This is a genomic window from Dolichospermum sp. FACHB-1250, assembly GCF_014696335.1.
GTDB classification, from domain to species: domain Bacteria; phylum Cyanobacteriota; class Cyanobacteriia; order Cyanobacteriales; family Nostocaceae; genus Dolichospermum; species Dolichospermum planctonicum.
In genome coordinates this window covers 85,308-110,605 of sequence record NZ_JACJPZ010000005.1, presented here as the reverse complement: position 1 = coordinate 110,605, position 25,298 = coordinate 85,308, and the positions used below count along the sequence as shown (strand labels likewise).

The following is a 25,298-nucleotide window of genomic DNA, read 5'->3' as shown; positions in this document are numbered from 1 at the left end:
CATAAATTAGCGATCGCTTTCAAGCGATATCAACAAAGTATATCTCAGGCGATTATAAGTTGGCCTTAGGGGATAGATTAAAGGCGAAAATTTAGTGGTCTTCTAACCAGGTTTTTAACTCAGAAATATCCGTAAAATCAAGTAATTGATCAACCAACATTTCAATTACACTTAGTTTCAAACCCTGAATTCGAGTTTCAATGGCGGAATCTAAAGAACCAAATTGCCGTTTTAGAAGACGCAGAACTATACTCACTCCCTCTTCTTGTTTTCCTTCTTGCTTTCCTTCTTGTTTTCCTTCCTGTTGTCCTTCAGCAAAGACATCCTGATAAAAACGGGTTTGTTTGAGGTCTATGTCTGTTATTCCTATCATCTGCTGTATTTCCTCTCTACTTAAAATAGGCAGTTTATAAACCATGATAGTCTCTAGCAAATCAATCAGTTGTAATTGCAATGGTCTTTGAGTTATTTCTCCATAGGTTTCCTTGGCAATTTCTTCTGCTAAAACTGCACTTTTATCCGCAGGAGTAACAATCAGTTTTAACAACTTCAGACTAATGGGGGCATTTGCTGGAGGTTCTAATTCATCTAAGTATATACGGTGGACTCTGGAACTTGCCAATAAAAAGTCATAGTGGCAGGTTTTTCCTGTTTCTGTTTGACGATTGGGATAAATAACTACTCCTTGCCAGGGGTTGGGGGGGTCAAATTGACGCAGGTAAAGGAATATTTCGCTAAAAAAGCGGTGATAAAATAGTTTATCTGTTTGAAATTGGACTTCTACAAAAAATAGAGGGGAATTGTCGTCGTTTTCCGGTGGTGAAAATACTCCGTCCAGACGAAAGGCTGTTTGTTTTATTTCTACTGACTTGAATTTGTAATTACTGTTAACAGGGGTAAATTTCAGCAGATCAAACAGTAGTGGCGGAAATGTTTGGAATAATCGGTAAAATAGACTATCTGTTTTCAAGTTTTTATAATTTAAGTATTAAGAGTTGAGTTGATTTTGGACTTCAATTACATTATATACTCAGTGGCAATGCTTACTCCAAGGGCAGCGATCGCCGGAATTATTGGTATAGTTCTATACTGCTGCAAGCAGGTCGCATTCCTCGCTAATGGAAAAACCAGGGATTGTCTGATTTTTTATTTAAAAAACTTTAATAAACATAGAGACACAACCAAATTCTGTTTTTTATCTACTAATTGCTTGTGTGGCTAATCTTAATATTATACTCTCTTGGTTCTCCCAGTTTAATTGATCTTCAGCAGCTAACAAAGCAGTTTTTTTAGTGGCAGCTAATTTTTGAGGATCATTAACCAAGTTATTTATGGCTGATGCTAAGGCGATCGCATCATGACTAGCAATTATTTGACCAGCTTCAGGATACTCATTTAATATCTCGCTTTGACCTTCTGTGTTAGTGGCTATTACTGCTAGTCCTGCCTGTAAATATTGAAATATCTTATTGCTCGTAGTGAACTGCTTATTAAGGCAGTAAGGAATTTCTAAAGCCAAGCCAATATCGTGTTCAGATATTCGAGACAGTAATTCATGATTGGGAACGGTGGCATGGATAAATAGCCGATCGCGCCATTCTTGAGGAATTTGTGGCTCTAACCATTGACGAGAACTTTCAGGGTAGTTACCGCGCAAATGGATTTCAATTGGTTGATTAATATGTGGCAATGCTTGAAAAAGAATTTCCAAACCTCTACCTTGTCCAATAGTTTGGGAAAACCAATGAATTGATGGTAAGTCTAAGTTTTGGCGATCGCCTATTTTGCCATCTAGCTGCGATCGCTCATGCCAAGGAAATGTATTGTAAATTACTGTGGGAACTTGAGACTGGTAGGCTTGAGCTAAGGCTTTAGCCATAACATGAGAAGTGGTAATACAATAGCTACATTCATTAATTAGCCTACTTTCTAAAGATTTTAGTTTCTCAATAGGACGATTAGCACGAGCCTCTGGTAAAAGGTCTTCAGAAAACCAATCCTCAAAGTCCACCCCAACCCTCAATCCTTCATCTAGTAATTGACTACCGACCCAGAGACCTGCCTCCGCATGGACAATAGTTAAATCAGCTTTGAAGTTCTGGGCTGTTTTTAGCATTTCTTTTACCCCATAACCTAATAGTTCGGGTGAGAAAATTCCCAATCGCTGAAATTTTTCTTTGGCAATGCGCGATCGCCATCGAACTGACCAATTGTTAATTTTTCGATGGGGTTGAAAGTCAATAATCGGCAGAAATTGCCATTTTTTATGACTCATCAATAGGCGATCGCGTTCTACTAAATCTGGATCAAACCAAAAACCACCGATAGTGACATCATGTCCAGCATTTGCCAATGTTTCAGCTTCTTTTTGAGGACGAGGAGCCGTGCATAGATGAGCGCCAATTAGAATCAGGATTTTTGCCATCTGGTTATTCCTGTGAGGACATTTGCAACTAACTACTGATTGGACGAATTGGAGTTGTAATCATAAGGTTACGTTCAGAAATTTGGCGTTGTATAATTGCAGCATAAAATCCCCATGACAGGGAATGTAATCTACCATTCTTCATGACCCATTGGTTTGCCCCAGTCAATCTCAGATTCAGGCTCTAACTCTTGACTAAGGAGTTGTGAGAGTGTGTATTTTGGGAACTTTTGAACAAGCTTTACTATAAGCTGCCCTTTCTCAATACGGCAGTAAACTTCATCATTGATCGATAAAGCCAACTCATCTGCAATATATTTTGGGATTCTCAAGGCTAAAGAATTACCCCAGCGACCAATTTGCGATTTCATAGTTAGCATCTTAGCTTGAAGATACACATAGTATATCCTATGCAAGTTTATTGCTGACTAAATAAAATATCAAGATAATTTTGAGCGCATTTTTCCAAAGTGAGATTTTCTAAAATATAATCACGAGCAGCAAAGTATTCAGAATTCAGCTTATCCTCAAGTTCAGCTAACTTAGCGGGAAACTCACTCATATTTTTGAACTTTACACCACAGCGATCGCCCCAGTATGGAACTGAACTAACAGGTTCAAACTTAACTTGATGAGGAAAGTAAGCAGGATCTTGCCAGAAACCACCCCGATCCCATGCCAAAATAGGCACACCGCAGGAAAGAGCCTGCTGGTAAGCAATTCCTTGGGTTTCATGTTCACAAAGGAAAATCATAGCTTTACATCGGTCAAGAAGAGATCGAAATTCTTCTTCTTTGTAGAAACCATAGCGAATAGTGGCCACAGTAAAACCTTGAGATTGCAAACAAGAATGGATAGGGTTAATCAATTCTTGTTCATAATGTTCATGATCCCATCGCACCTTATCATATATTAAGAAGTCAATATCTTTATCCTTGCTAGATGCAGGTATCCATTCATCGGTAGCAATACCAACTGGCCAAGTAATCACGCGATCGCCATAGTAAGGTTCACACATTTGCCGCATCCATTCCCCTGGAACTAGTATTTTGCGAATGGGTAAGCGATCAAATAAATTCGGGTCGTCGTCAGGGTGAGAAAAAACGGCTGCACCAAATAAAATCGGGTTTTTCCACTGAATTTTGTCTAGAACTTGGGGTTTGCCAATAATACAGGCAACTTCCTCTGGATGCTTCTGAATGTAGCGGTAGTCATTAACTCTATAAGAAATACTAAGTTTATCTAAACCGGCACAAAGGTTTAAAAAAACCCTCGTTTGTCCTCCCGGTCTCGGTTTACCTCGCACTAAACGGCGTAGAATTTGGCGGGGATAACGATCAAAGAGAAACCAGCGATCGGGATCTGGTTCTTCGTAGAAAAGATGAATTGGATTCATAGAATTTGGCGGGGATAACGATCAAAGAGAAACCAGCGATCGGGATCTGGTTCTTCGTAGAAAAGATGAATTGGATTCAAGAGTTCATCTACTGCAAAATTAATTAAATACTTATTAGATTTTTCGTAACCAAAGGCTCTGTGATCATCTATCCTCAATGACTTGAATGTTTTCCGTCAACCTACTTATAGTTTAGCAATTCTTATGCTAGTTCTATTTGTTCTAACTGAAGAAATATCGGTTAACCATTTAACCATTTTTTGTCCTCAGTCTTTTTCGCTTTTGCAACTGCATTGCTATTTTCCACCCCAAAACCTCACGCAAAACTTTAAACATAATTCCTCCTTCCGGTTTTAAGTCACACCCTCCTAAAGAACGAACATTTTTTTCAGCATTTTGGATGAGATCTTGAGCTTGTGGGTATGCCATAAAAACAAAACGTTGCCAATAACAAGCACAAGCATAACGAGTCCGATCGTTATTTTCAACAGATAATAAATTATTTGTACATAACTCTGCTGATAAAAAAGCAGATTCCCATGCCTTCCGAGATTTTGAACCGCTTAAATTGCCAAAAATACCTGACCGATAGTAAGATTTAGTACCTGTACAAAACTTAACGCCTTGACTAGCGAGAATAACGCGACAAAAGTATTCACCATCATCATTCAATGATACGTTCTCATTCCACACACCAGCAGAGTCAGAAATATTTCGAGGTACAAGCCAAGCCGCAGGATGCATCATACCACCACCTTCCCAAGAGCAAACTAGCCATTTTACAGGAGTCATGTCCTGCCAAACTTTTTCTTTTATAAAGTTCGCTTCTAGCGGAGAAGTGTAAAATCGTCCCCATTCCCCCGCAATAATATACTCTTCATATCCTTGTTCGATAAGCTTAATTTGACGCTCAATTTTATCCGGTGCAAGCAAATCATCAGCATCTAAATATTGAATAAAGTCTCCTTGGGCTGCTTTTAAAGCTCTATTCCTAGCTGTACTAGCACCTTTATTTTCTTGACTAATTACCTTGACTCTCTTTGATTCGTAGGTTTTGGCGATCGCTAAAGTATTATCTGTTGAGCCATCATCAACAACTACAATTTCTATATTCTGCCAAGTCTGTGCCAGAGCCGAATCCAATGTTTCTGCTATGTATGGTGCAGCGTTGTAAGCTGGAATTAAAATAGAAACTAAAGATGAGTTCATCGTAATTCTAATTTTTGCGGTTAGGCTGATATTTACTTTCCTGTCTTAGTTGTGGGCGCAAAAAGCGTATTAGTAACTCGCGAACACGTAAAGCTAGAGGTGGATTAATTAAAGCAAATGTTCTAAACCAATAGCTATTATTAGCCGCACCTTTTCTTCCACCTAACTTGACTGCAAGATTTGCGGCTTTATCGGCAACATCCCAAGCGAGATAAGAACCCGCAACCCCCGCCGCAGTCCAGAGCTTTTCTGCAATTAATTGATGGTATTGCGAATGCGATTCTAAAGCTGCTTTTTCAAGCACACAAATATGGGCAGTAATACATTTGCTCAAGTTAGCTTGAGACATGGAGTTTGAATATTGGTAATTAATAATAGAGACAGTTGGTTCGGCTCTAAATGTCATACCTCGTCGAGCCGCCCTCACATGAAAAGCAACATCCTCATTATAAAGCACATTAGGATCGAGATCGTAGCCCTCAACCTCTAAAAATTTTACCCGTCGATACAGTCCGCAGAAAGGGTTAATTTGATGAAGTATTGTGTAAGCAATAGGATCTCGTTGTAAAGCCTCATCGTCAAACTTTCCGATACTATAAAGTGTATTTGTCTCTCCATCTCGGTATTCAAAGGCAAATAAAACCGTATCAGGAGCATCCAGTCGTTCCATCCACTGATGGGCAATTGTTGTAAAGTTTGGCATTAGTAGATCGTCTGCATCATGGAAATGTATCCATTCACAACTTGTTTTTTCTGCTAATGCATTCTTGCCGTAAGAACATCCACGGTTAATATCGCCTCTAACTACTTTAGCTCCATACTTAGCAGCAACTTGCCCAGTCTCATCAGTACTACAATCGTCATAAACCCAAATCTCATCAAATGGGATTTGTTGCGACATGGCAGATTCAAGTAAACGAGGTAAATACTTGGCAGCATTGTAAGCGGGAATACACAGTGCTAATGAAGGATAACTCATGACATTGTTTTCAAGAATTTTTTAAGACTGCGATTAATTGTATAGTCTATTAACTCACGTAAAGGCAATCGATCTAAAAAAGCTAGTGGTTTATCTAGTTTTTTTTGTGGTGAAACGGCATCAACTAACCATTGATTAGGTTTAACGGGATATTTTCCTCGGTTGATCAAATCCTTGTAGGCTTCTATTCGTTTTTGGGCAATTAATTCAGGAGCAAGCTCTTCATTTATAGTTTCCTTTGCCATTGAACCAACTTCGTCTAATTTACTTGCACTCCAACTCATTACAGTTTCTATACAAGTAGCTAAACTCTGCGGATCGTTTGCCTTAAAAGTTAAGCCATTTATTCCATTACGAATTAAACCTGCGGCTCCTGCCCCTTCCGAACAAAGTACAACTTTTCCCTGAGCCATTCCTTCTACACAAGTATAGTTAAAGACATCCCAAGTAGAAGGCACAAGAATAAACTTTGCTTGTGCTTGATATTGGCGAGTTATTTCTGGTGAAAATGTGCCAAGTGGCAGGATTTTATTCCGCCAAATATCTCCGTAGTTTTGAACTAAATGGTTGGACATCAAGCTTTTTGAATCGCGATAAACCGTATCGCGTCCAATCCAGTCAATATTTGGCGCTCGATCTCCCAACAATCTCAAGGCTTCGCAAAGAACTGTTACGCCTTTCCAATATTGAATCCGTCCTACTACTAGACCATTGATCGAATCAGATTGATGATAATTTTGGGTCGTTCGCGCTATATGAAGTGTTAGAGATGGTGGAATATGACGAACATCGCGGTTTGTTAGCTGCTGCCAAGCTTTTGCGTTTGATTGACTATACGTTTGCAACTCATCGGCACACGATAATAATCCTGCTTCTAGCAATCTCACAAAATTTCCTTGCAATTGACTATCGATCTGCGGGTCATAAAAATCTATCTGCCCGATACTGGCATGAAGTTGGACGACAGTAGGCGGACTATTGGGGGATATAATCCAAGGTGCAAATAGCATTCCCCAATCAGTTACTTCAACTAAATCATAGCCGTCACCGCCCTTGACTTGCTCCCACGCCGCCCATACTGCTGCAAGATGTCTCTGTAGTTCGGGAATTGCCCTGTAGCGATCAAATTTTTTTAGACAAGTATTAACTAGGTCTGTATCTAAAAACTTAACTTGAATACCGTCTTGTTGATAATCTGGCAGTGTTGATGTAAAAGCACTGCCCACTAAAACCGTAATTTTATGTTGTGCTTGAGCAAGATTAGGCAGTAAGTTTTGATAAAAAGAAGCAATTCCTCCTCCATAATGTGGGGGATATTCAGGAACAACAAAAAGTAATTTCATTAATATTTATAGCACTTTGCAATTTTTTAGAACCCACGAAATTTTCAAGAAAGCGAACTTAATCAATACTTATCCAATAGAAATCGCAGATTCAAACTGTGCTTGGATATATTCAGGATTAAACTCACTTTGTGCAACAGTAATAGACTGGCTTGCCATTTGTAGCCATTTCTGCTTTTCTGTCATATTAGATAAAGTTAGTAATAATTTGTCGTCATCCATATTGCTAAGATAGCTTAGCCAATTATGTTCTAGGCTCCATTTACCTAGAGATGTGGTGGTTGGGGCAATAATCAAGATAGGTAGTCCTAAATGACAAAATTCAACAAGCTTGCTTGGGAAACAGGTAATAGCCCAAGGATGTATATGCAAATCTAAAGGATATGAAACTATTATACAGCTAGCATTGTTGGCTAGATAATTTATAACATCTATATTTTCTGGAAAAGGTTCTTGATGTTCAATATTAGAATGGCTGTTTAATAGTTCTAACACCTCTGATTTCTTTGCATCTGTGACTAATAAAAATTTTCCATTGATCTTAGATATAACCGTAGCAATTTTTTTAAAGCAAGAAATTTGGCTCGGATATATACTACCTGCGTAAGCTATAGTTGGCGAGATTTTAAATTCATCTTTCCATTTAATGAAGTCTTTAAAACCACCTTCAGGAATTGGCATTAATTTAAAAACTTTGCTAGGATTGTTAGTACAATACACTCCAGATAATTCTATTGATACAGGTAATACTTTGGTTGATTGATTAATAACAAATTTCCAATTTTCTTTAATCCAATTATATTCTTGATCGGATTTAGCCCATAGTTCTTCTTGATCATGCAGAATAGTAATTAATGGAATTTGCCAAGACTTTGACAAATAAGCAGAAAAGACTGAGTATTTATCCTGTAATACTGTCAAGATTACTGATGGTCGTTCATGTCGTAAAATTTTCTCACATTCTGTTCTCCAATACCAAAATCTAACTTTCTGTAACAGAGGTACTGTGTAACGATAGGGCAACCACCACCATCTTCTCTTTGGCATACGGATTAGCCGCCAAGCTTCAGGAAAATCAATGTTAATAAATGTTTGTTCTGGTGCAACTATAGAAATCTCATGTGTGTTTGACAGTCTTTTTAAATGACGATCAATAATTATTGGACTGCCTACACCTTGCTTGGGTGGAAATCCACCAATGAAAAGAATGTGATTATTATTCATGGGATATTAGTTTTTAGCAAATTACGCCTTATGTGAGTTGAGAAACAGGATACTATTCAAAGGTAAATATATCAATTTTCTCCATAAAGGGAGCGGTAGAACCATATTTTTTTAACTGCGATCGCTCGTAGACACATTTTATGCCAATACCTGTTGATATAGTTCAATATACCGTTTTGCTTGTAGTTCTCAACTATATTCTTTAAGGGCGATAGCGAAACGCTGCTGCAAGCAGTTCGCTCAACAATTTTCGCTCATTTTTTCCCCTTAATTGTTTATCTTATAATAAACAACGACCAATTTGAGATTTCATAAATTAGCGATCGCTTTCAATATCAACAAAGTATATCTCAATTGCCGCCACCCTAGACGACAAAAGGGTATTTGATAGACTAAATGAATATTCGAGGATGGTTTTCAAGTCTTTGAGCGATAGCGAAGCGCTGCTGCAAGCAGTTCGCCTGTACTGGTTGATATAGATGCTATAATCACATTATATACCCAGTTGCGATGCCTACTGCAACCGAAGCGATCGCCTGACCTGTTGGTATAGTTTTATATATCTTATTGCTTGTAGTTCTAAAGTATATTCTTTAAGGGCGATAGCGAAACGCTGCTGCAAGCAGTTCGCTCGCCAATTTTCACTCATTTTCACTTCTGACTATTTCTAGCAATTTCCAAAAAACGGTATCCGAATTTTTTCACATCTTCTTTATTTCTCTGTTGAGCTAAACTTTCCTCTTCTAAATTTACTCCAGCAGGTAGTTTTTCCCACCATTCCCCAATTAAATCAGCTAGTTGCTGTGGAGAGTTTCGCTCAAAAAATACACTTCCTGGTGGATCTTGCTCTAAGTGAACTGGAAAATCAGATAAAATCATTTTCTTACCAAGACAACGAGCATCTTCTACAACCGTACTCCAACCTTCAAATAACGAAGGCTGAATTACGGCTAGGGAATGACGCATCAGTTGAATTTGATCAATTCTAGGAATTAAACCTAGTAGGTAAACCTGATTTGCTAGTCCATAAGTATGAATAGCTTGCAGAATTATATCTATATAATCTGGTTTGCGATGATCATAAATATGCCCTGTGCATACAATTACCGGATAAATAGAACTTTTTTGTAGGATTTTTAAAGATTCTAATACAATTAAATGATTTTTGTGCTGCCAGAACTGATTACTAATTAAAAAGAATCGTTCTGGTAAATTGTATTTTTGCTGTATTGCTACAGTATTTAATTCATACCAATTACTAGGTAAAGAGGTTCTAAACTGTAAAACTTCTGTTTGACATTTGGAATCTGGAAAGAACTTTTGAAAATCGGCTGCTGCTGTCTTACTACTCAATACTACTCTTGAACTCAAATCAGCTATTTGGGCGAATCCTCTGTCACGTCCTTCTACATCTGATTTTGTGAATAAATCAGGTAAATATTTATGTTGAAAATCATATATCCAAGGGCATCCTTGATATAATAATTTTTCGTTTTTAGGTATTAGATAAGGATAGATGAAATTGAATTTGTTCTTATTTAAGAAATCTGAAAAACGAGGATCTGTTTGCTTAAATAAAACTCTTCTTATTTTCCATTTCAAGCGACCAACAAAATTTATCTGTTCTAATTCATTCTCTAGCTTGTAGGCGGCATTTAAATAAGGCTTTAATTGATTTTGAATATCAGGGGCAATATCTTGATTATATAATAAGCAAATTTCAAAAGTTTCCCGTTCTTCATTTGGAAGACTTGATAGTGCCAATATAATATTTTTTATATATTCGGTACCACCTATCCAACCAGTACCACCTTGCATTATCAAACCAATTTTAAATAATTTTTTCATACACCTACCAATTCAGCACGACACCAGTTTACAAAAGTTTTAACTCCCCGTTCTAGTTCAACTGTAGGAGTAAAGCCAATAGATTTTAATTGAGAAATATCAGCTTGCCAATTAAGAGGATTACCAGGAGGTACAACTCCATTAAATTCTGGTGTAAAATTTTGCTCTAATGAATTTAACACCATTGTTGCCAGTTCAGAAATTTTTACCTCTCTGCCTGTACCTAGATTATATACTTCTCCTGCCATTGGTGCAGATTCTAGAATAATGCTTAATGCTTTGGCAATGTCTAAAGCATGGATAAAATCACGGCTTTCTTCTCCTGTACCTTGTAATAACAAAGAACCTTGAGTTATTGCTTTTTGGCAAATGTCCCAGACCACTTGACGACGTAAACCAGGACCATAAGCAGAAAATATTCTCACACTAGCTGTTTGTAACCCATAAACCTTTGTAAATTCGAGACACATTTGTTCACACATTAGTTTATGAAAACCGTAGGGTGAGATAGGATTAACTGTTTGTGTTTCAGTTACAGGTAAACATTGGGGATTACCATATACTGCTGCACTGGAAAGAAAGATAAATTTGCATTTAGGAGAATGGAGACGTATTGCATTAAGCAGTTCAAAGGTAATTACTGAATTTGTATAAAAGTCTGAGACAGGTTCAGAGACGGATAAGGGAACAGAAGCACGTCCCGCACAATGAATACAAATTGAGGGAGGATGATCTTGTAAAATGCTATGTAAAGCCGAATCAGGTAATCTCAGGCAATGGTATTTGGTTAAGTTAGCTAATGGTGCATTTTCAGGTGGAGATGTACCAATACCGATAACTGACCATCCTTGTTCTGAAAAATAACGGGCAATATAGCGACCAAGAAAACCAGTAACCCCTGTAATTAAAGCAATTTTGTTGCTATTCATGATGGCTTGACGGCTAAAAATGAATATAAACGACCAGGAGTATTTAATTTTCTAGAAATATACCAGCTATACAATGCTTGTACTTTTTCCAACATAGCCAATTTATTAGCTAATGTTTCTCCAAACCGCCGAGATAAAGAGTTTTTTACCTGGTTTTGATACTGAGATTTGCTCATCGGAAAATAATTGATGACGCTTTCTAAAGGATTAAAAGAGCGAATTATTTGCAATCCTGATGAACGAATGGCATCTGTATATTCTTCTAAAAGATAAGCATTTTCTCCACCATAAAGATGATGCAGAGGATGGGAATCTAAAAATTTTTGTAGGTCATCTTTTCGAGAAATAATATGTTCACGAGTAGCAATAAAATAACCACCAGGTTTCAAAACTCTTGCTGCTTCTTGACACAGTTGTTTTAAATCCTTGGCATGATGTAATACTGCTCTACCATAAACAATATCAAATGTATTATTAGTAAATGGTAATGTTTCTCCCCATTCTTGTACAATTTGAATAGGCAAACCTGTATTTTTAAATAAATTGCGAATAGTTCCAGCACCTACTAAGTCACTAGAATCTGGTTCTAAGGACGTGACAGAACATCCAGCTTTTGCAAAGGCATAACTAGAAATTCCTCTTCCTGCTCCTATATCTAAAACTTGACCAGGGATTTTTTGTTTCAATAGTTGAGTTACAGCAAACCATTCTTCACTTTGAGCAAAGCGTTCAGCCGCAGATTCCAGTGGGTCATCATAATAGCAATATTGAACTAGTTCTTTTTGCTCAGGCTGATTTCTTAAGGATTTAACTGCTTCTTCCCAAGAATATTTAAAAGTTGAGTTCATTATTAAGCCTATTATTATAATCTATTTCCACAATTCCAAAGCCGCGATCCCTCGACTACAGGCAGCATAATCAGGATCATAATCCTTTGTACTATTAGGATTAAAGTATTTCGTATCATGAATATTAAAACCTTCAAATTTTTCACAATACTGCTTATCACTTATTTTCCAACCTCCTGATTCATAACAGTAATAGGTTTCTATCAATTTGATAGGAGCAAAAACATCAATTATTTTATCAATCAAATCAGCGTTAAATTGCTGATACCAGCCAAAATCTGTATATCGTCCGTAAGGAACTGTAATGTAAACTCTTCCTCCTGATTTTGTTACTCGCTTTATTTCAGATACAGCTTTCAGTAAATCTAGATTGTTATGTTGTTTAAATTCATCTTTAGATGAATAAATTGAATTATCCATACCAATGTGTTCAATTGTTGATATGGATACTACTTCATCAAAACAATCATTTTTGTAAGGAATATCACGCAAATCTCCAAATTGATATGAGATTCTATTTTTCCAAAAACAATTGGCTTCTGGCTCTAGTGTCATAATGGAGATTTCTTTTCTATTAAAATGTGGATGACCTAGAATGAAGTCATAATTTAGAGTTGAACCTGCATCTAGAAGTTTTCCTTGACTAGCGGCAATACGAGAAATTAACCAAGGATATTCCACTACTCTTTCATCTAAAAACTTACCATAACCTTCTGGGAGTGCTAGATTTTTTCTAAATGTTTCTATTAAACCTTCTTCGTTAATGGATTGTTTTATAAAATCTTCCTTGAATTCTGAGTATCCAGTTGACCAAGGTTTTCGACCATTTTTGATATATAAATCTATTCGTTTCTGACGATTATCAGAAGAGCGTTTTTCTGAAAATTGATTATAGACTTTCTTTATTTGATGCTTGATATTCATAATTTAATTCCTTAATAATTTTAGCTGGATTGCCAGCAACTATTACAAATGGAGGTACATCTTTAGTAACGACACTACCAGCAGCTATGATAGCACCTCTACCAATTTTTACACCTTTAAGAACTGTAGAGTTAAATCCTATCCATGAATCATCTTCTATATAAATTGGTTGGGATACAATATCAAAATCATTTGATACTGGATGTCCATGAGACATTATATGAATATAATGTTGATATCTCAATTCTGGATCAGTGGAGTGTGAATTTGTGTCGTGAATATTGACATTATGTGAAATATAAACCCGATTTCCTATGATAATTGAATCGGCAGACCAAATTCTAGATCCTTCTCCAAGGTAACAGTCTTGACCAATTGATATTCGACCTTGATGGGGAAAAACTAATAACTGACCTCTAATTGTTGAATTTGCTTTAATAACAATTAAACTAGGATCACCAGAAAAATTTTCAACTTTTGCACAAGGTAGTAGAGTTACGTTAAAATCTAAAGATGCAAATTGCCTGAAACTATTTTCTCTTTCTAAGACTTCTCCATAATTAATAATTGCAGTCAACTTCTTGTATATTTTATAACGTATTTTATTTTTTAAATTTTGCCATAGAATAGGAGGAGATAACTCTTTAACAAAGGGTTTCATGCAAATACCTTTATGATGTACTTAAATACTGAATTTATCCTGTCGTAACAAGTATTTTATGAATTTATAGCAATTTCCTATGTAATGAGATGCACTTTATTTTCAGATATAAAGTAGAAATCAAAAATCAAGAATATTAGACTGTATCTCATAACAAAGTTATCTGCTGTGATATTGTTAGAATGAAAGTTTTTAGCAATGAATAAATAGTATATCTAATGGACAGGCTGCTTTTCCAGCCAATTTAAATCTACCATCACAACTCCTGCACCCTTATACAAGGCCATATCGCTTCCTGTTTCTTCTATTTCAAAACTAATTAAAGATTGATAATGTGATAAAACCTCAGCTTTAGGAATATGTGCGCCCACATCAATTGCATAAGTATCAGACACAAGAAATTTAGCTGGTAAGCAAATTTCAGCCATATAAGAACCTTCTTTAATTTCACCCTCTAACGATGAAGAGCGATTTACACTAAAAATTGGTATACCTCCAGAGTTGTAAATTCTAATAGTTAACTCTAATCCCTTAACAAATTTAAATACAAAATACTCTAAACGAATTTTAATTGGTTCTTTAACATCAAATACAGAAGTACATTTATCGTCTAAGTTTAACAATGTAATTCGCTTAAAGTGAAAACGGGGATCTTGATTATGAGTTTCTATAGTTACATCTCCTGATAATTCAGAACCATGAATTAAATATTTACTAGTTATCCAATCAGCATTTCCTTCTTGATGTACTTTACCATTTATTAACCATATTGCACGTTGACATAGTGTGGTAACAGTAGCCATCTGATGGCTAACAAATATAACCGTTCTTCCTTCCTTCCCCACATCCTCCATTTTGCCCAAACACTTCTTCTGAAACTGTGCATCCCCCACCGCCAAAACTTCATCCACAATCAAAATCTCCGGTTCTAAATGCGCCGCCACCGCAAACGCCAACCGCACATACATCCCCGAAGAATACCGCTTCACTGGCGTATCCAGAAACTTCTCCACCTCAGCAAACGCCACAATCTCATCAAACTTCCGTTTAATCTCCTCCTTACCCATACCCAGAATAGCACCATTGAGAAATATATTCTCTCTCCCTGTCAACTCTGGATGAAAACCTGTTCCTACTTCCAATAAACTGGCAACCCTACCCTTAATTTTAATACTCCCTTTTGTCGGTTCTGTAATTCGGCTTAAAATCTTCAATAGTGTTGATTTTCCCGCCCCATTACGCCCAATAATCCCAACTCTATCACCTTGTTTAATATCAAATGAAACATCCTTTAAAGCCCAAAACTCCTCAAAAGCAGGATTTTCATTCTTAGCTTGAGGATTGATTAAACTACCAATAGACTTAACTTTATTAGTAATCACATCTCGCAAAGAAGTATAACGTTCCTGCTGCTGATGTCCAATAATATATTTTTTGCCTAGATTTTCAACGCGAATAACTGTATCAGACATAAGTATTAATTTATCAATTTGAAAATTATTGATTTGACGGCTTATATATCTCAAGATTAAGCTAAATTTAGCATTTAATTATAGAAGTAGCCAAATTACCCACCTATAGTATATTATTAGCTCACTTATAACACACTTATTTTATAAGTTGCCAGTAGTTATCCCCTATATTTGAATAGGATTTTCTCCTCAGCTTGTTTAAATTCAATATCAAATAAATCAAACACAACTTCCCTACCTAATAAAACTTCCTGGCAATCCTCATTTTGTAACCAGGCCACAGGCGCAGAAAAGGTATAATCATCAATCTGCATTTCAACTTGTCGGAGTACATATTGTACACTCCCCCCTACTCCTTCTCCATTACTCAGAACTTCTCCTTGAGAGAGGGCATATCCTAAGTCTGTGCCTAAATAAAATGTAATTAGGCTAATATCCGAACCAGAATCTACAAGCATTTCCAGGAGTTTAGAATTTTGAAAAGTTAGACAGACTTCGTATTTTGGCTGCCAATCATGTTTTTTGACTGTTCTAAAACGCACTGGGAAAAACTTCACTGGCTCAACAAATTCGTTCTCGTAGATCCGTTCAGTGATGTAGTCAGAAGATTTTAAGTTCTGAAGGTCAATTTGCTGTGTCATGATTCTATAATCTTGGTGATGAGCTATTACACCATCCTTAGTGTAAATAATCCATTCTCCACGATATTGTTTTAGTTTTCGGTAATTTGCTTTACGCCATTCTTTGGCACTATTGTATTTTTCGTTCATATTTAGCTATAGGAAAGTCAGGAGACAATTGAAATTCATGAATAACTGTATCTGATGCCCAAATTTCATCAGCTAAAGGTTTGTTAAAATCATCACTCATCCAAATTTTTCCTCCTTGAAGTCCAGCAATTCGTTTTTGGTTTTTTTGAGTTAGATTAACTTTTTCTGGTTGATATTTGTTGGCAATAAATTCAATGTAATCCAATATTTGTTGTTGATTTTTTAGGGGTAAATTTTGGATTTTTTGAATTATATTTTCAGTAATTTCTTCTGTTTGTGTAAACAGAACTACCATCCTAAATTATTTTAGTTCAATGTTATCTCTAACGGTCAATTCAGAATCAAGACATATTCTTACCTTCAATAAACTAGCAACTCGACCTTTTATAAATATTTTACCACAGGTTGGTTCTGTCATGCAATGCAACTTAATTTTTTTTAAAATTAGATTTCCCTGCGCTATTACGGCCAATAATTCCTATTCTATCCCCTTGTTTAATATCCAATGACACATCCTTTAACTATCAATTTGAAAAATATTAACTCGATGAGTTATAGATTCTCATATTAGGATAAATGATGATAAATTTATCCATAATGTTATTATGCTAAAATACCTAATAAAACTTTACCTAAATCCAGCAAGTCATCAGGAATTTTAAAAAGGTTTAGATCTTGATAGATAGTTTTTTCAATTTGATCTAATTTACCAAATTGCCACAAAGTACCAATAGTTACAGCACCATAAAATATATTTTGCTCCGTAACTTGAGATAAAGCAATTAATTCTACTGCGAGTTGAGTAAAACCTTTTGTTAAATCATCTTTTTTTGCTTCAATCACTAATAAATCATGTCTAGACTGTAATAAATAATCTAAACTTCCTTTTAAGCGATCGCTCACTCTTAACGGATATTCAATTTTTAGCTGACAGTTACAGATAGCAATAATTTCTATTAAAATGGGAGCTACTAAAGTTTCTCGTCTAGCAGTTTCACTACTTAAACTAATCAAAGGTAAAATTTTTCTCATCTTTTCTTTGACGAGTAACAGTTCATCTATAGGTTGATCTGTTTGTGGTAAAGATAACTCTGTTTTAATCAATGAATAATCAAATTCTCTTAAAATATCATCGGTTTCATAGGGTAAATCAAAGTAGGAACTAAAAGTATAAGATTGATCCTCTTGTAAGATTTTGATTTTAGGTATCATCATTTTTTGCTGATAATTTAATTATCATTGTTTTCTTAGATTATAGAATTGCTTGATACAAGCATTTACCCTGGTTTTACCAACTACACATACATCAGTATAATTATACGATATTTGGTTGCCAATTTTCATCTATAGCTTGCTCAGGAGTACAAAATACTTCTCTAGGAAAAACCTCAGCATCCAATCCAGTTTTGACTATAGTAATGTCTCTAGCATCTAGATATGTTTCTGAAAATATCTCTAACCAGAAAGGTTTAAGACTAGGATTTCTTTTTAAAAGTTTCTGAATTTGTTTTCGTTGTTCTATAATTGTACCCTTCCATCCGCGACTATTATATTCTCTTTCTTCTTGCCAATATGCTAATTTTAATAAATGCTCAAATAATACTAGCAATCGGCTTTCTAATTCATACTTTTGAGAGTTGCCCAAATCTTCTAACTCTAGGATTAAGTTTTCCCAATCTAATTGGTCTAAATTCTGATGCTGAATTTTATGAATAGTAGTTTCTATCCATTGATATAAATCTTGATGGTATAAGGTATTTAACTCTTGTTGAGAATCTAACATAATTGATTATTTAGATTACTTGTGATCATGGCAACCATTCAGGATTGAGAATTTCTGTTAAGGAATAAGGACAATTTTCAGGGAATATTTCTGGAGATAGTTCAGATTTACGAATGGCATTGTTTCTAGCTTTGATGTATATCTTGTCTAGGATTTTTGTACAATGGTTATAAAGAACTTTAGACTCCAATAATAAATCTAATTCCAGCCTAAAGTTATCAATTTCTTTTTCCCAACCTCTCCCTGACCAATGTTTTTCTGAACTCCAATAATTATACAATAGTAGATGAATTAAAAGTCTCAATAAATAACTTTCTACTTTAAGCCTTTGTTCGTTTCCCAATGCAGCAATTTCCTCAATTAAATGTTCCCAGTCAATATTTTCTAAATCCCGATTTTGTAGTTGGTTAAGGGTAATCCCTAACCATTCAGGATAATCTTGTTCATAAATCTGGTAATTTGCTTGTGTGGGTTGCATTTTACTTACTCAGCTACATCAGCTACAATTTAAATATTGATCGTTAACAGGAATCTCTATAAATTAATTTCTTGTTCTGCTAGTAACTATTTTAGCTAATTCTACTGATTTGTTTGAGATTCAACTCTAACTCTGACTTAATTAGACTCACAAATACACTAATAATTTTTTCTGGTTGATTGATATAATACTCATCTAAATCAACTATCACTAGATTACCAGTTAATTGTAAGAATACCCATTGATTACCATTCGTAACACAACCATAAATATTTTCAATATTATTTCCCTCCGATTGATTTAATTGAGCAGCAGCAATCATTTCAGCAATACATTGAGCGAATCCTTGTTTAAGATTATCATTTTTTGCCTCCACCAAAGCAATCACAGGAGATGTTACATATAACTGTTGAGATGATAGACCGATTAAGAAATCGCAAAATCCATTTAAACCTTGCTCAATATTAACATTAAAATCAATTCCTGAGAATAAACTAATTTTATTATCTAATAATCTTCTTACTTCAATTAAAACAGGTGCAATAATCATTTCTGATTTGGCTTTTTCTGTACTAATTGCTTGAGCTAAGGGAATATTATTTTGTAAGTATTTGATAAAAAAAGCATCAACTGTTAACTCGTCGAAAGCAGGGAAAACATTTGTTCTTTCTTCAATATTAATGCCAAAGATTTTAGTGATTCTTTCTAGAGTAAAGTCACTATAAGCCATTTCTTATAACCTTAATTTTGCTTATAAATTAATTCCTTGTTCTGCTATTAACTGTCTTAGTTTAGCTAATTCTGCTTCAGCTAAATCTGCCCGTTGTTTTTCTCTTTCTTCTGGTGTAGGCAACCAGTTATTATCTTGATCATACCAACGTAACCACTGTCTGGTTAATCCTTGATATTCTCCTTCCCATAATCCTAGACCTAATTCTGCTTCTTCTAACCATACCCCTAGTCCATTAATAGATAGCGGTTGATAACGGTTCATTACTAACCCAAAGCAGTGGAACTCGTTGGTATAGCGGTTGTAGACAAAATAATAGGGGATTCTCAGAATTTGCTCATATACTGTCCATTTATTGGGAGGTTGATTAATTTCCCGTAAGTTTTTACCTAAGTTTTTACCTAAGTCTTCGTTTTCTGTTCCTGGTGATATTAGTTCTACTACTACAAAGGGATATGTTCCTTCACACCAGGTAACATAACTTAATCTCAGTTCTGTTTGTTCAGAAAAACGAGATACTCCTAATACTGCAAACCAATCTGGTCTTTTATACCATTGTGTATGCTTAATATCATAGTATAAGTTTAGGTCGCTGGCTGTAAATACATTATCTTCTGCATAAGAAGGTGGACGAAAGGTACTACGCAATAATTCTGGTTGTAAAAGGTGAAATTCGTCTGGCAACCCTGGCTCCTCTGGATCTTCGCTAGGTAAATCATACATCGTTGGCAGTGTTTGTTGAGGAGGTAATGGCTCATAGCTAGGTTTGCTATACACATCACTTTGATACATTGTTAATTATCTCCTGTATTTAATCGCTGTTGCCAAGATTCAACTATCTGCTTAATTGTCTCTTCTAAGGAAATTGTCATATCCCAGTGAGGATAATGATCACGCATTTTTGTTAAATCAGAATAATAACAAATATGATCTCCAATCATAAAATCTTTCAGGTTATATTTTTTGATTTGAATAGTATATCTATCTACTTGAGAATTTGATCTTAAATCACATCGGCGAATGTCCGTTCCATCTTGCGGAAATACCAAATCCCACTTACTAATAATAAAAACACTAATCCCATGGAGAGAATAAAACCTGGCAAATACAACTGGGAGTTCCCACCCAAAATTGCCCAGCGGAAACCATCAATTACTCCTACCATTGGATTCAAGGAATATATAAACCGCCAATGCTCAGGAACAATGCTACTACTAAATCCTACTGGTGAAATATATAAACCAAATTGGACAATAAATGGCACAATAAACCGAAAATCTCGATATTGGACATTTAAGGAAGCTAACCACAAACCTGCCCCCATGGAAGCAGCAAAGGCAACAGCAATAAACAATGGTAAAGTTAAAATCCGCCAACTAGGAACAAAGTTATACCATGCCATTAAAGCCAATAAAATCATTCCAGAAATCATAAAGTCTACAAAGCTCACTACTACCGCACTTGTAGGAACTACTAATCTAGGAAAATAGACTTTAGATAGTAAGTTAGAATTTGTAATTAAACTATTACTACACTCTGAGAGTGAGTTGGAAAAGAATTGCCAAGGTAACATAGCAGAAAATACAAGAATTGGATAGGGCGCACCTTCTGAGGGTAATTTTGCCAATTGTCCAAATACTACTGTAAATACTACCATTGTCAAAAAAGGACGAATTAATGCCCATGCAATACCAATGGCTGTTTGTTTATATCTAACTAATATATCTCGCCAAGCTAGGAAATAAAATAATTCCCTATATCGCCATAAGTCTTGCCAATATTGCTTTTCTGTGCGCCCTGCTTCTATGATTAGTTCTGGCTGAGAAGTTGTTTGTTTCATGATTTTGACTTAGCTAACCTCGCTTTTACCATCACTTGAGCCAGATAAGCTCCATCTTGTCCAGATCCTCCACAAATGAGTGCTTTTTTCATATCAATTCATATTTGAAAAATCTTTCACACTGTTACCATTAAGTGTGCGGGATTGCCTGTAGGTAAACTCTCCCACGGAGGGATTACGATGGGGATCAATCACACCTGTGGCTTGTTGCCACATTTCCGCTGAAGCAAGACATAACTCATATTTGGATTTAAGTTTGTGTACATGATACCATCTTGTTTCCTGGCACTCTTGACACCAGAAAGCCTCTAACCACTCACCTTCTAAGGAAACTGTGGTTTTAGCCGCCACTAAAATCATCGCTTCTCGTCGGGCTATACCCCGCGCCTGTAGTTGTCCGGGTTTTTCGGCAAATAGCCCGTATTTTTGGCTAACACTATCTATATAACAATTATGTATAGGACAACGAATAGCTCTCCGTTGAGAACGCTTCCGATTTTTGTCACACCTTTTCTGCACTTTGGCCCCCTGATCAGTAACTAAAAAATAGATCGCAAGAAGGTTGCATGGGAGGGACTGAGATCAACATGACCATCGAAGCCCAACTCCTGATTCTAGTCTCAGATATTTAATTTTTTTAGAGCGGTTAGATTGTAGTTATATATACTCTTGGAAAATCAGGTTAATTGCTGTGGGAGCAATTTCCATCCCTAGAATAGTTTAGCACGTTGATGTATTGTTTGGCTATAATTTCTGGCGTAAAATTTGATTGCAAATATTCGCGGGCGGACTGACCCATTTTTTCTGCAATTTGGGGATGGCTACTTAATTGGAGAATAAATTCAGATAAAGCATTACTATCTCCGTTCTCAATGGCAATACCAAATTTACCATCTGCTATTAGCTCTGGCAAGTAGCAAGTTTTTGGACAAACAACTGCTATGGGTCTTCCGGCTGCTAAAGCTGGGTAGAGTTTGCTGGGAGCAACTAAACTTTCTAAACCCTCTTCTACACTGACTAATGACAAGTCACAAGCTGTCAGGGAATATGGTAATACGCTCTTTTCTTGATAGGGGAGAAAGAGAAAGTTTTTTAGTCCTAAACGAGCTACGTCTTGAATAAAGCTTTCCCTTTTGGGGCCACCACCTATACAAACAAACTGAATAGGCTGGTTTTGCAGTTGTTGAGCAGTTGCTAAAATGGTGTCTAGATCATGACACCTGCCCATATTACCAGAATAAAGAACTGTAAATTTGTTGACTAAATTATGTTTTTTGGCAAACCAGTTGTTTTCTTTGGCTATGGGGACAATGAGTTTGGGATCTCCCCAACTGTGAATCACCGAAACTTTGTCAGCTACTTCTGGACAGATGGCTATCACTCGCTCTTTCATAGCAGGACTTAGGACAATAATGCCTTGAGAACTTTGCCAAACCTTGCGGTTGATTGCTCGCCAAAATTTTACTAACCAGTGATTTTTGGCAACCACTCTCAGAGCGATCGCAATATCTGGATATAGGTCATAAATTAAACATACATAAGGAAATTTCCATAATAAATGACTAAAATATCCTGCTACTGGTAAGAATGGAGGTGCTGAAGTTAATAAGAAAACATCTGATTTGTGGGAGTTCCTGAGAATATGCAGAAAAGCCCGCAGTGTAAATAAAACTCCTCCCACAGCTTTACCACGAATTCTGCCACTCCACATCTGGGTAGACCGGGATCTACGCACGAGAACATTACCTCTTTGTTCTGATGCTGGTGCTTCAGATGTAGTAAACGCGTACCCCGGTTGTCCTGTGAATACTCTAATGGTTACTCCTTGTTTCTCTAGCTCATTCACTAATTCCTCAATCAACTGTCCTGTGGCCGCATAGTCGGGCGGGAAAAACTCTGTGATCACAGATACACTCATCCAATTACTCCCCAATTCAGATAATTGAGACCCATGAACTTGATTCAATCTATTAAAGGAAGATCTTAATGGCATCTTACTGATTAAGTTATTTGCTACCATAAACACTTTACCATATAAAACCTGATGATACACATAACTATAACATAACTATATTATTTATACACATAAATATTTTCCCGGTCTAGTGATTGTTAAATTGAGAATCTTTGTCAAAGTTTTTGGCATATACAACACTGCTTTTATTTAAAAACTACACCCAAACTCCTACAAAATTTACAGTCAAAAAACTTACAGTAAAAAAGGTTATAGGGTTTAACTTTTTTATTCTACCGTTAACCAAAGTTCTGTAAAGGTACTTGAAGCTTGAAGCTTATTTTACGTTTTTGTTCCCGAACTCCGATACAAAAAAGCTAACAGCCGACGGAACTCATAAAAACCCATATCAGCTATAGCTTTAGCTAACTTACCATTTGTTAATATTCCAGATACATTCAAATCTTCTATCCCTATCACCGCTTGGTTTTTGCTGATATAAACTGTATATTTGCTTTATTCGAGCTGATTTTTATTTTTACATAGGTGATTGTAAATTACGTTAATTAACCTTATGTATACACCTAACACTATCACGAAAACAATGCAAGTTAACTTAAAAAAAGTTAATATTTTTTGGATACTTTGATTATTCAGTATAATGTACTACCTTTTAAGACAAAATAAACCCCGTAATAAATAAGAGATAAAAATCCGCTTTTCTCCGACCTCTTTATTGTCTGCGATTTGTTAAAAAAATATTTACCAAATGATGATTCCCTCCCATTTGGCTAAGGTTTTATCACTAATTCCTGGTATTTTGCCAACATCTTTGAAAGAAGTAAATTTTTGTTGTTGTCGGGCTATAATTATTTTTTGGGCTAACTTTTTACCAACTCCGGGAAGAGTTTCTAATTCTGCTTGAGTTGCGGTATTGAGGTTAATTTTAGTCGGAGTGGAAATTGTCGAAGATGATGGTTTTTGTATTTGGGGACATTGTTTAACTTCTGCGTCTATTTTAGATTGGATATTTGCTGGTAAACCTGTTTTTATTTTACCATAGAGCCGATTAAATTCGCGCTGAAAATGATTTGCTACCGTAGGATTTTCAATGACAATTAATATTTCATCATTGCCATGATTAGCAGCTTCAGACCAATTATGTGAACCTGTAATTACAGTTTGATGGTCAATAACTGCAAATTTATGATGTAATAAATCACCTTGGGGTAAAATGGGAACTCCCACGGTAGAAATCGGATTTTTCCAAGGATGATTATCTACTTCATCTTGACAGTTATCACTTAAAGAAAATCCCATCATATCTAAAGCTTCACTGTAGGGACGATAAGCAAATTCTGGTTCAATTAAAGCCCGAATTTGGACTTTTTGATCATGCAGGTTTTCGAGGGTATTAGCAAGTTGTTGATCAGAAAATACGAATAATGCTAAATCAATGGTTTTTCTACTTGCGGATAAAGTTTGATTAATTAAACCATTACTGCTAATATTCCAGGGTTGAGTGGGAGAAATTGGGGAAAAATTAACTGTGATTTTGCTATTACCTACGATGATTGTTTTGGGTTGACGGGGAGGTTTTTGAAGTCCGAATTTACTATCTAGTTTTCCTCCTATACCGTCACCCCACATAATATTAAACTCCTGGGTGAGTAAAGTTGCTAATTCAGGACTATCAATTTTGAGTAAATTATTATTATTTCCTAAACTACTAGGATTTGTAAAATCTCCAGAGGTATCACTCAGGGTAAAATTTGCAGAAGTAATAATCACAAAACGATGATCAACAACCACAAATTTATGGTGCATTAAATTACTACCTTTTGAACCATCCGCAGTATCATCTATTGCAGGAATTTGGGCATTTTTAATAATTACTAAAGCATCTCGTTGACTAATTTCTTCTGATGTGATTTGATGATCTTGATTGAGATCAACAAATTTCTGAAAATCTTGATATTGTTCTTTTTCTCTTTTTCCTAATTTGGCTATTTCTGCGGAAGTGAAACTACTCCAAGGACGAGAATAATTACTTTCTAAAATCAACCTAATTTTTACGCCGTCTTTTTGTTTTTGTGCTAATATCTGGGCAACTTTTGGTAAACGCAACTGTTGTACAGCTATATCAATAGTAGATTTAGCTTGAGAAATAGTATCCACAATTTGCTTTTCTAAATCGTCCCCTAAGCGAGTTTTTTGACGATAGATTTCCCGATATTCGGAGGATTGAGAATTATTGAAGTAAACTTGAATTAAAGGATCTTGTGGTAATGGTGCTAAAAGCTGATTTCCTGATTTAACTCGTTCACAAATAGTCAGGGTGAATAGCAACAAAAATATACAGGAAAAATAGCGGATTTGTGGGAAAATAGACACAGCAATCTAATTAAAGTAAATTACAGGGATTTGAATACGATTTTAATATAATAATTAAATCACAATTGGCGACTTGGTGCGAAACTTTTAC

The 25,298-nt window shown here is 35.8% G+C and carries 25 protein-coding genes and 3 pseudogenes; all 28 read right to left on the bottom strand.

From position 1 onward, the window contains the following. Positions 1-91: 91 nt before the first annotated feature. Positions 92-970 (bottom strand): Rpn family recombination-promoting nuclease/putative transposase, encoded by an 879-nt coding sequence (locus H6F39_RS03185; RefSeq protein WP_190372074.1) that lies wholly within the window; start codon positions 968-970, stop codon positions 92-94. Positions 971-1,195: 225 nt separating this feature from the next. Beyond that, entirely contained in the window at positions 1,196-2,425 is a 1,230-nt protein-coding gene (locus tag H6F39_RS03180; protein WP_190396212.1) for a glycosyltransferase, read from the bottom strand. A gap of 131 nt (positions 2,426-2,556) precedes the next feature. Continuing rightward, positions 2,557-2,796 carry an AbrB/MazE/SpoVT family DNA-binding domain-containing protein gene (locus H6F39_RS03175; RefSeq protein WP_190396211.1) on the bottom strand — a complete coding sequence of 80 codons (240 nt, stop codon included), beginning with the start codon at positions 2,794-2,796 and terminating at the stop codon, positions 2,557-2,559. Between the two features lie 47 nt (positions 2,797-2,843). Further along, the gene (locus H6F39_RS03170; protein ID WP_190396210.1) at positions 2,844-3,821 is read right to left on the bottom strand and encodes a glycosyltransferase; all 978 of its coding nucleotides are present in this window, start codon (positions 3,819-3,821) and stop codon (positions 2,844-2,846) included. A 249-nt stretch (positions 3,822-4,070) separates the two neighbouring features. After that, positions 4,071-5,030 (bottom strand): glycosyltransferase family A protein, encoded by a 960-nt coding sequence (locus tag H6F39_RS03165; RefSeq protein WP_190396209.1) that lies wholly within the window; start codon positions 5,028-5,030, stop codon positions 4,071-4,073. 7 nt (positions 5,031-5,037) lie between these two features. Then, positions 5,038-6,009 (bottom strand): glycosyltransferase family A protein, encoded by a 972-nt coding sequence (locus tag H6F39_RS03160; RefSeq protein ID WP_190396208.1) that lies wholly within the window; start codon positions 6,007-6,009, stop codon positions 5,038-5,040. Further along, a complete protein-coding gene (locus tag H6F39_RS03155; RefSeq protein WP_190396207.1) occupies positions 6,006-7,352 on the bottom strand; it encodes a glycosyltransferase family 4 protein in 1,347 nt (448 codons plus the stop codon). The genes H6F39_RS03160 and H6F39_RS03155 overlap by 4 nt, the downstream gene beginning before the upstream one ends. Positions 7,353-7,421: 69 nt before the next feature. Further along, on the bottom strand, positions 7,422-8,576 hold the full coding sequence (locus tag H6F39_RS03150) for a hypothetical protein (protein WP_190396206.1): 1,155 nt from the start codon (positions 8,574-8,576) through the stop codon (positions 7,422-7,424). A gap of 651 nt (positions 8,577-9,227) precedes the next feature. Then, positions 9,228-10,424 carry a glycosyltransferase gene (locus H6F39_RS03145; RefSeq protein WP_190396205.1) on the bottom strand — a complete coding sequence of 399 codons (1,197 nt, stop codon included), beginning with the start codon at positions 10,422-10,424 and terminating at the stop codon, positions 9,228-9,230. Continuing rightward, complete coding sequence (locus H6F39_RS03140) at positions 10,421-11,353, bottom strand: NAD(P)-dependent oxidoreductase (RefSeq protein ID WP_190396204.1); 933 nt, start codon at positions 11,351-11,353, stop codon at positions 10,421-10,423. Before H6F39_RS03140 ends, H6F39_RS03145 begins: the two co-directional genes overlap by 4 nt. After that, positions 11,350-12,201 (bottom strand): class I SAM-dependent methyltransferase, encoded by an 852-nt coding sequence (locus tag H6F39_RS03135; RefSeq protein ID WP_190396203.1) that lies wholly within the window; start codon positions 12,199-12,201, stop codon positions 11,350-11,352. The genes H6F39_RS03140 and H6F39_RS03135 overlap by 4 nt, the downstream gene beginning before the upstream one ends. Before the next feature lie 21 nt (positions 12,202-12,222). After that, the gene (locus tag H6F39_RS03130; RefSeq protein ID WP_190396202.1) at positions 12,223-13,125 is read right to left on the bottom strand and encodes a methyltransferase domain-containing protein; all 903 of its coding nucleotides are present in this window, start codon (positions 13,123-13,125) and stop codon (positions 12,223-12,225) included. Positions 13,126-13,135: 10 nt separating this feature from the next. Then, positions 13,136-13,285, bottom strand: a pseudogene (locus H6F39_RS21080) (DapH/DapD/GlmU-related protein); the annotation flags it as partial. Between the two features lie 135 nt (positions 13,286-13,420). After that, positions 13,421-13,786: pseudogene (locus H6F39_RS21075) on the bottom strand (hypothetical protein); the annotation flags it as partial. Between the two features lie 215 nt (positions 13,787-14,001). Further along, positions 14,002-15,258, bottom strand: coding sequence for an ABC transporter ATP-binding protein (locus H6F39_RS03120; RefSeq protein WP_190396200.1), 1,257 nt, complete (start codon positions 15,256-15,258; stop codon positions 14,002-14,004). Between the two features lie 158 nt (positions 15,259-15,416). After that, positions 15,417-16,028: a retropepsin-like aspartic protease gene (locus H6F39_RS03115; RefSeq protein ID WP_137908344.1), complete on the bottom strand. Its 612-nt coding sequence runs from the start codon at positions 16,026-16,028 to the stop codon at positions 15,417-15,419. Next, positions 16,009-16,323 (bottom strand): DUF2281 domain-containing protein, encoded by a 315-nt coding sequence (locus H6F39_RS03110; protein ID WP_190396199.1) that lies wholly within the window; start codon positions 16,321-16,323, stop codon positions 16,009-16,011. Before H6F39_RS03110 ends, H6F39_RS03115 begins: the two co-directional genes overlap by 20 nt. A gap of 12 nt (positions 16,324-16,335) precedes the next feature. Continuing rightward, positions 16,336-16,549, bottom strand: a pseudogene (locus H6F39_RS03105) (ATP-binding cassette domain-containing protein); the annotation flags it as partial. An 82-nt stretch (positions 16,550-16,631) separates the two neighbouring features. Next, positions 16,632-17,243 (bottom strand): hypothetical protein, encoded by a 612-nt coding sequence (locus H6F39_RS03100; RefSeq protein ID WP_242028600.1) that lies wholly within the window; start codon positions 17,241-17,243, stop codon positions 16,632-16,634. Positions 17,244-17,343: 100 nt separating this feature from the next. After that, entirely contained in the window at positions 17,344-17,811 is a 468-nt protein-coding gene (locus H6F39_RS03095) for a DUF29 domain-containing protein (RefSeq protein WP_137908346.1), read from the bottom strand. 25 nt (positions 17,812-17,836) lie between these two features. Beyond that, entirely contained in the window at positions 17,837-18,289 is a 453-nt protein-coding gene (locus H6F39_RS03090; RefSeq protein ID WP_137908347.1) for a DUF29 domain-containing protein, read from the bottom strand. Between the two features lie 91 nt (positions 18,290-18,380). Then, entirely contained in the window at positions 18,381-19,019 is a 639-nt protein-coding gene (locus H6F39_RS03085; protein WP_190372061.1) for a hypothetical protein, read from the bottom strand. A 21-nt stretch (positions 19,020-19,040) separates the two neighbouring features. Further along, complete coding sequence (locus tag H6F39_RS03080; protein WP_137908349.1) at positions 19,041-19,811, bottom strand: Uma2 family endonuclease; 771 nt, start codon at positions 19,809-19,811, stop codon at positions 19,041-19,043. 2 nt (positions 19,812-19,813) lie between these two features. Beyond that, the gene (locus H6F39_RS03075; RefSeq protein ID WP_190396198.1) at positions 19,814-19,960 is read right to left on the bottom strand and encodes a hypothetical protein; all 147 of its coding nucleotides are present in this window, start codon (positions 19,958-19,960) and stop codon (positions 19,814-19,816) included. Between the two features lie 62 nt (positions 19,961-20,022). Continuing rightward, complete coding sequence (locus tag H6F39_RS03070; protein WP_190396197.1) at positions 20,023-20,859, bottom strand: ABC transporter permease; 837 nt, start codon at positions 20,857-20,859, stop codon at positions 20,023-20,025. A gap of 93 nt (positions 20,860-20,952) precedes the next feature. Further along, on the bottom strand, positions 20,953-21,378 hold the full coding sequence (locus H6F39_RS03065) for a hypothetical protein (protein WP_190396196.1): 426 nt from the start codon (positions 21,376-21,378) through the stop codon (positions 20,953-20,955). Positions 21,379-21,541: 163 nt separating this feature from the next. Next, the gene (locus H6F39_RS03060; protein WP_370539360.1) at positions 21,542-22,777 is read right to left on the bottom strand and encodes a glycosyltransferase family 4 protein; all 1,236 of its coding nucleotides are present in this window, start codon (positions 22,775-22,777) and stop codon (positions 21,542-21,544) included. Between the two features lie 798 nt (positions 22,778-23,575). Next, entirely contained in the window at positions 23,576-25,207 is a 1,632-nt protein-coding gene (locus H6F39_RS03050) for a DUF655 domain-containing protein (protein ID WP_190396194.1), read from the bottom strand. Positions 25,208-25,298 lie beyond the last annotated feature (91 nt).

Coding starts and splice junctions, on each gene's coding strand:
- H6F39_RS03180 (WP_190396212.1), bottom strand. CDS start 2,425: ATGGCAAAAATCCTGATTCTAATTGGCGCTCATCTATGCACGGCTCCT.
- H6F39_RS03175 (WP_190396211.1), bottom strand. CDS start 2,796: ATGAAATCGCAAATTGGTCGCTGGGGTAATTCTTTAGCCTTGAGAATC.
- H6F39_RS03170 (WP_190396210.1), bottom strand. CDS start 3,821: ATGAATCCAATTCATCTTTTCTACGAAGAACCAGATCCCGATCGCTGG.
- H6F39_RS03165 (WP_190396209.1), bottom strand. CDS start 5,030: ATGAACTCATCTTTAGTTTCTATTTTAATTCCAGCTTACAACGCTGCA.
- H6F39_RS03160 (WP_190396208.1), bottom strand. CDS start 6,009: ATGAGTTATCCTTCATTAGCACTGTGTATTCCCGCTTACAATGCTGCC.
- H6F39_RS03155 (WP_190396207.1), bottom strand. CDS start 7,352: ATGAAATTACTTTTTGTTGTTCCTGAATATCCCCCACATTATGGAGGA.
- H6F39_RS03150 (WP_190396206.1), bottom strand. CDS start 8,576: ATGAATAATAATCACATTCTTTTCATTGGTGGATTTCCACCCAAGCAA.
- H6F39_RS03145 (WP_190396205.1), bottom strand. CDS start 10,424: ATGAAAAAATTATTTAAAATTGGTTTGATAATGCAAGGTGGTACTGGT.
- H6F39_RS03140 (WP_190396204.1), bottom strand. CDS start 11,353: ATGAATAGCAACAAAATTGCTTTAATTACAGGGGTTACTGGTTTTCTT.
- H6F39_RS03135 (WP_190396203.1), bottom strand. CDS start 12,201: ATGAACTCAACTTTTAAATATTCTTGGGAAGAAGCAGTTAAATCCTTA.
- H6F39_RS03130 (WP_190396202.1), bottom strand. CDS start 13,125: ATGAATATCAAGCATCAAATAAAGAAAGTCTATAATCAATTTTCAGAA.
- H6F39_RS03120 (WP_190396200.1), bottom strand. CDS start 15,258: ATGTCTGATACAGTTATTCGCGTTGAAAATCTAGGCAAAAAATATATT.
- H6F39_RS03115 (WP_137908344.1), bottom strand. CDS start 16,028: ATGAACGAAAAATACAATAGTGCCAAAGAATGGCGTAAAGCAAATTAC.
- H6F39_RS03110 (WP_190396199.1), bottom strand. CDS start 16,323: ATGGTAGTTCTGTTTACACAAACAGAAGAAATTACTGAAAATATAATT.
- H6F39_RS03100 (WP_242028600.1), bottom strand. CDS start 17,243: ATGATGATACCTAAAATCAAAATCTTACAAGAGGATCAATCTTATACT.
- H6F39_RS03095 (WP_137908346.1), bottom strand. CDS start 17,811: ATGTTAGATTCTCAACAAGAGTTAAATACCTTATACCATCAAGATTTA.
- H6F39_RS03090 (WP_137908347.1), bottom strand. CDS start 18,289: ATGCAACCCACACAAGCAAATTACCAGATTTATGAACAAGATTATCCT.
- H6F39_RS03085 (WP_190372061.1), bottom strand. CDS start 19,019: ATGGCTTATAGTGACTTTACTCTAGAAAGAATCACTAAAATCTTTGGC.
- H6F39_RS03080 (WP_137908349.1), bottom strand. CDS start 19,811: ATGTATCAAAGTGATGTGTATAGCAAACCTAGCTATGAGCCATTACCT.
- H6F39_RS03075 (WP_190396198.1), bottom strand. CDS start 19,960: ATGATTGGAGATCATATTTGTTATTATTCTGATTTAACAAAAATGCGT.
- H6F39_RS03070 (WP_190396197.1), bottom strand. CDS start 20,859: ATGAAACAAACAACTTCTCAGCCAGAACTAATCATAGAAGCAGGGCGC.
- H6F39_RS03060 (WP_370539360.1), bottom strand. CDS start 22,777: ATGAGTGTATCTGTGATCACAGAGTTTTTCCCGCCCGACTATGCGGCC.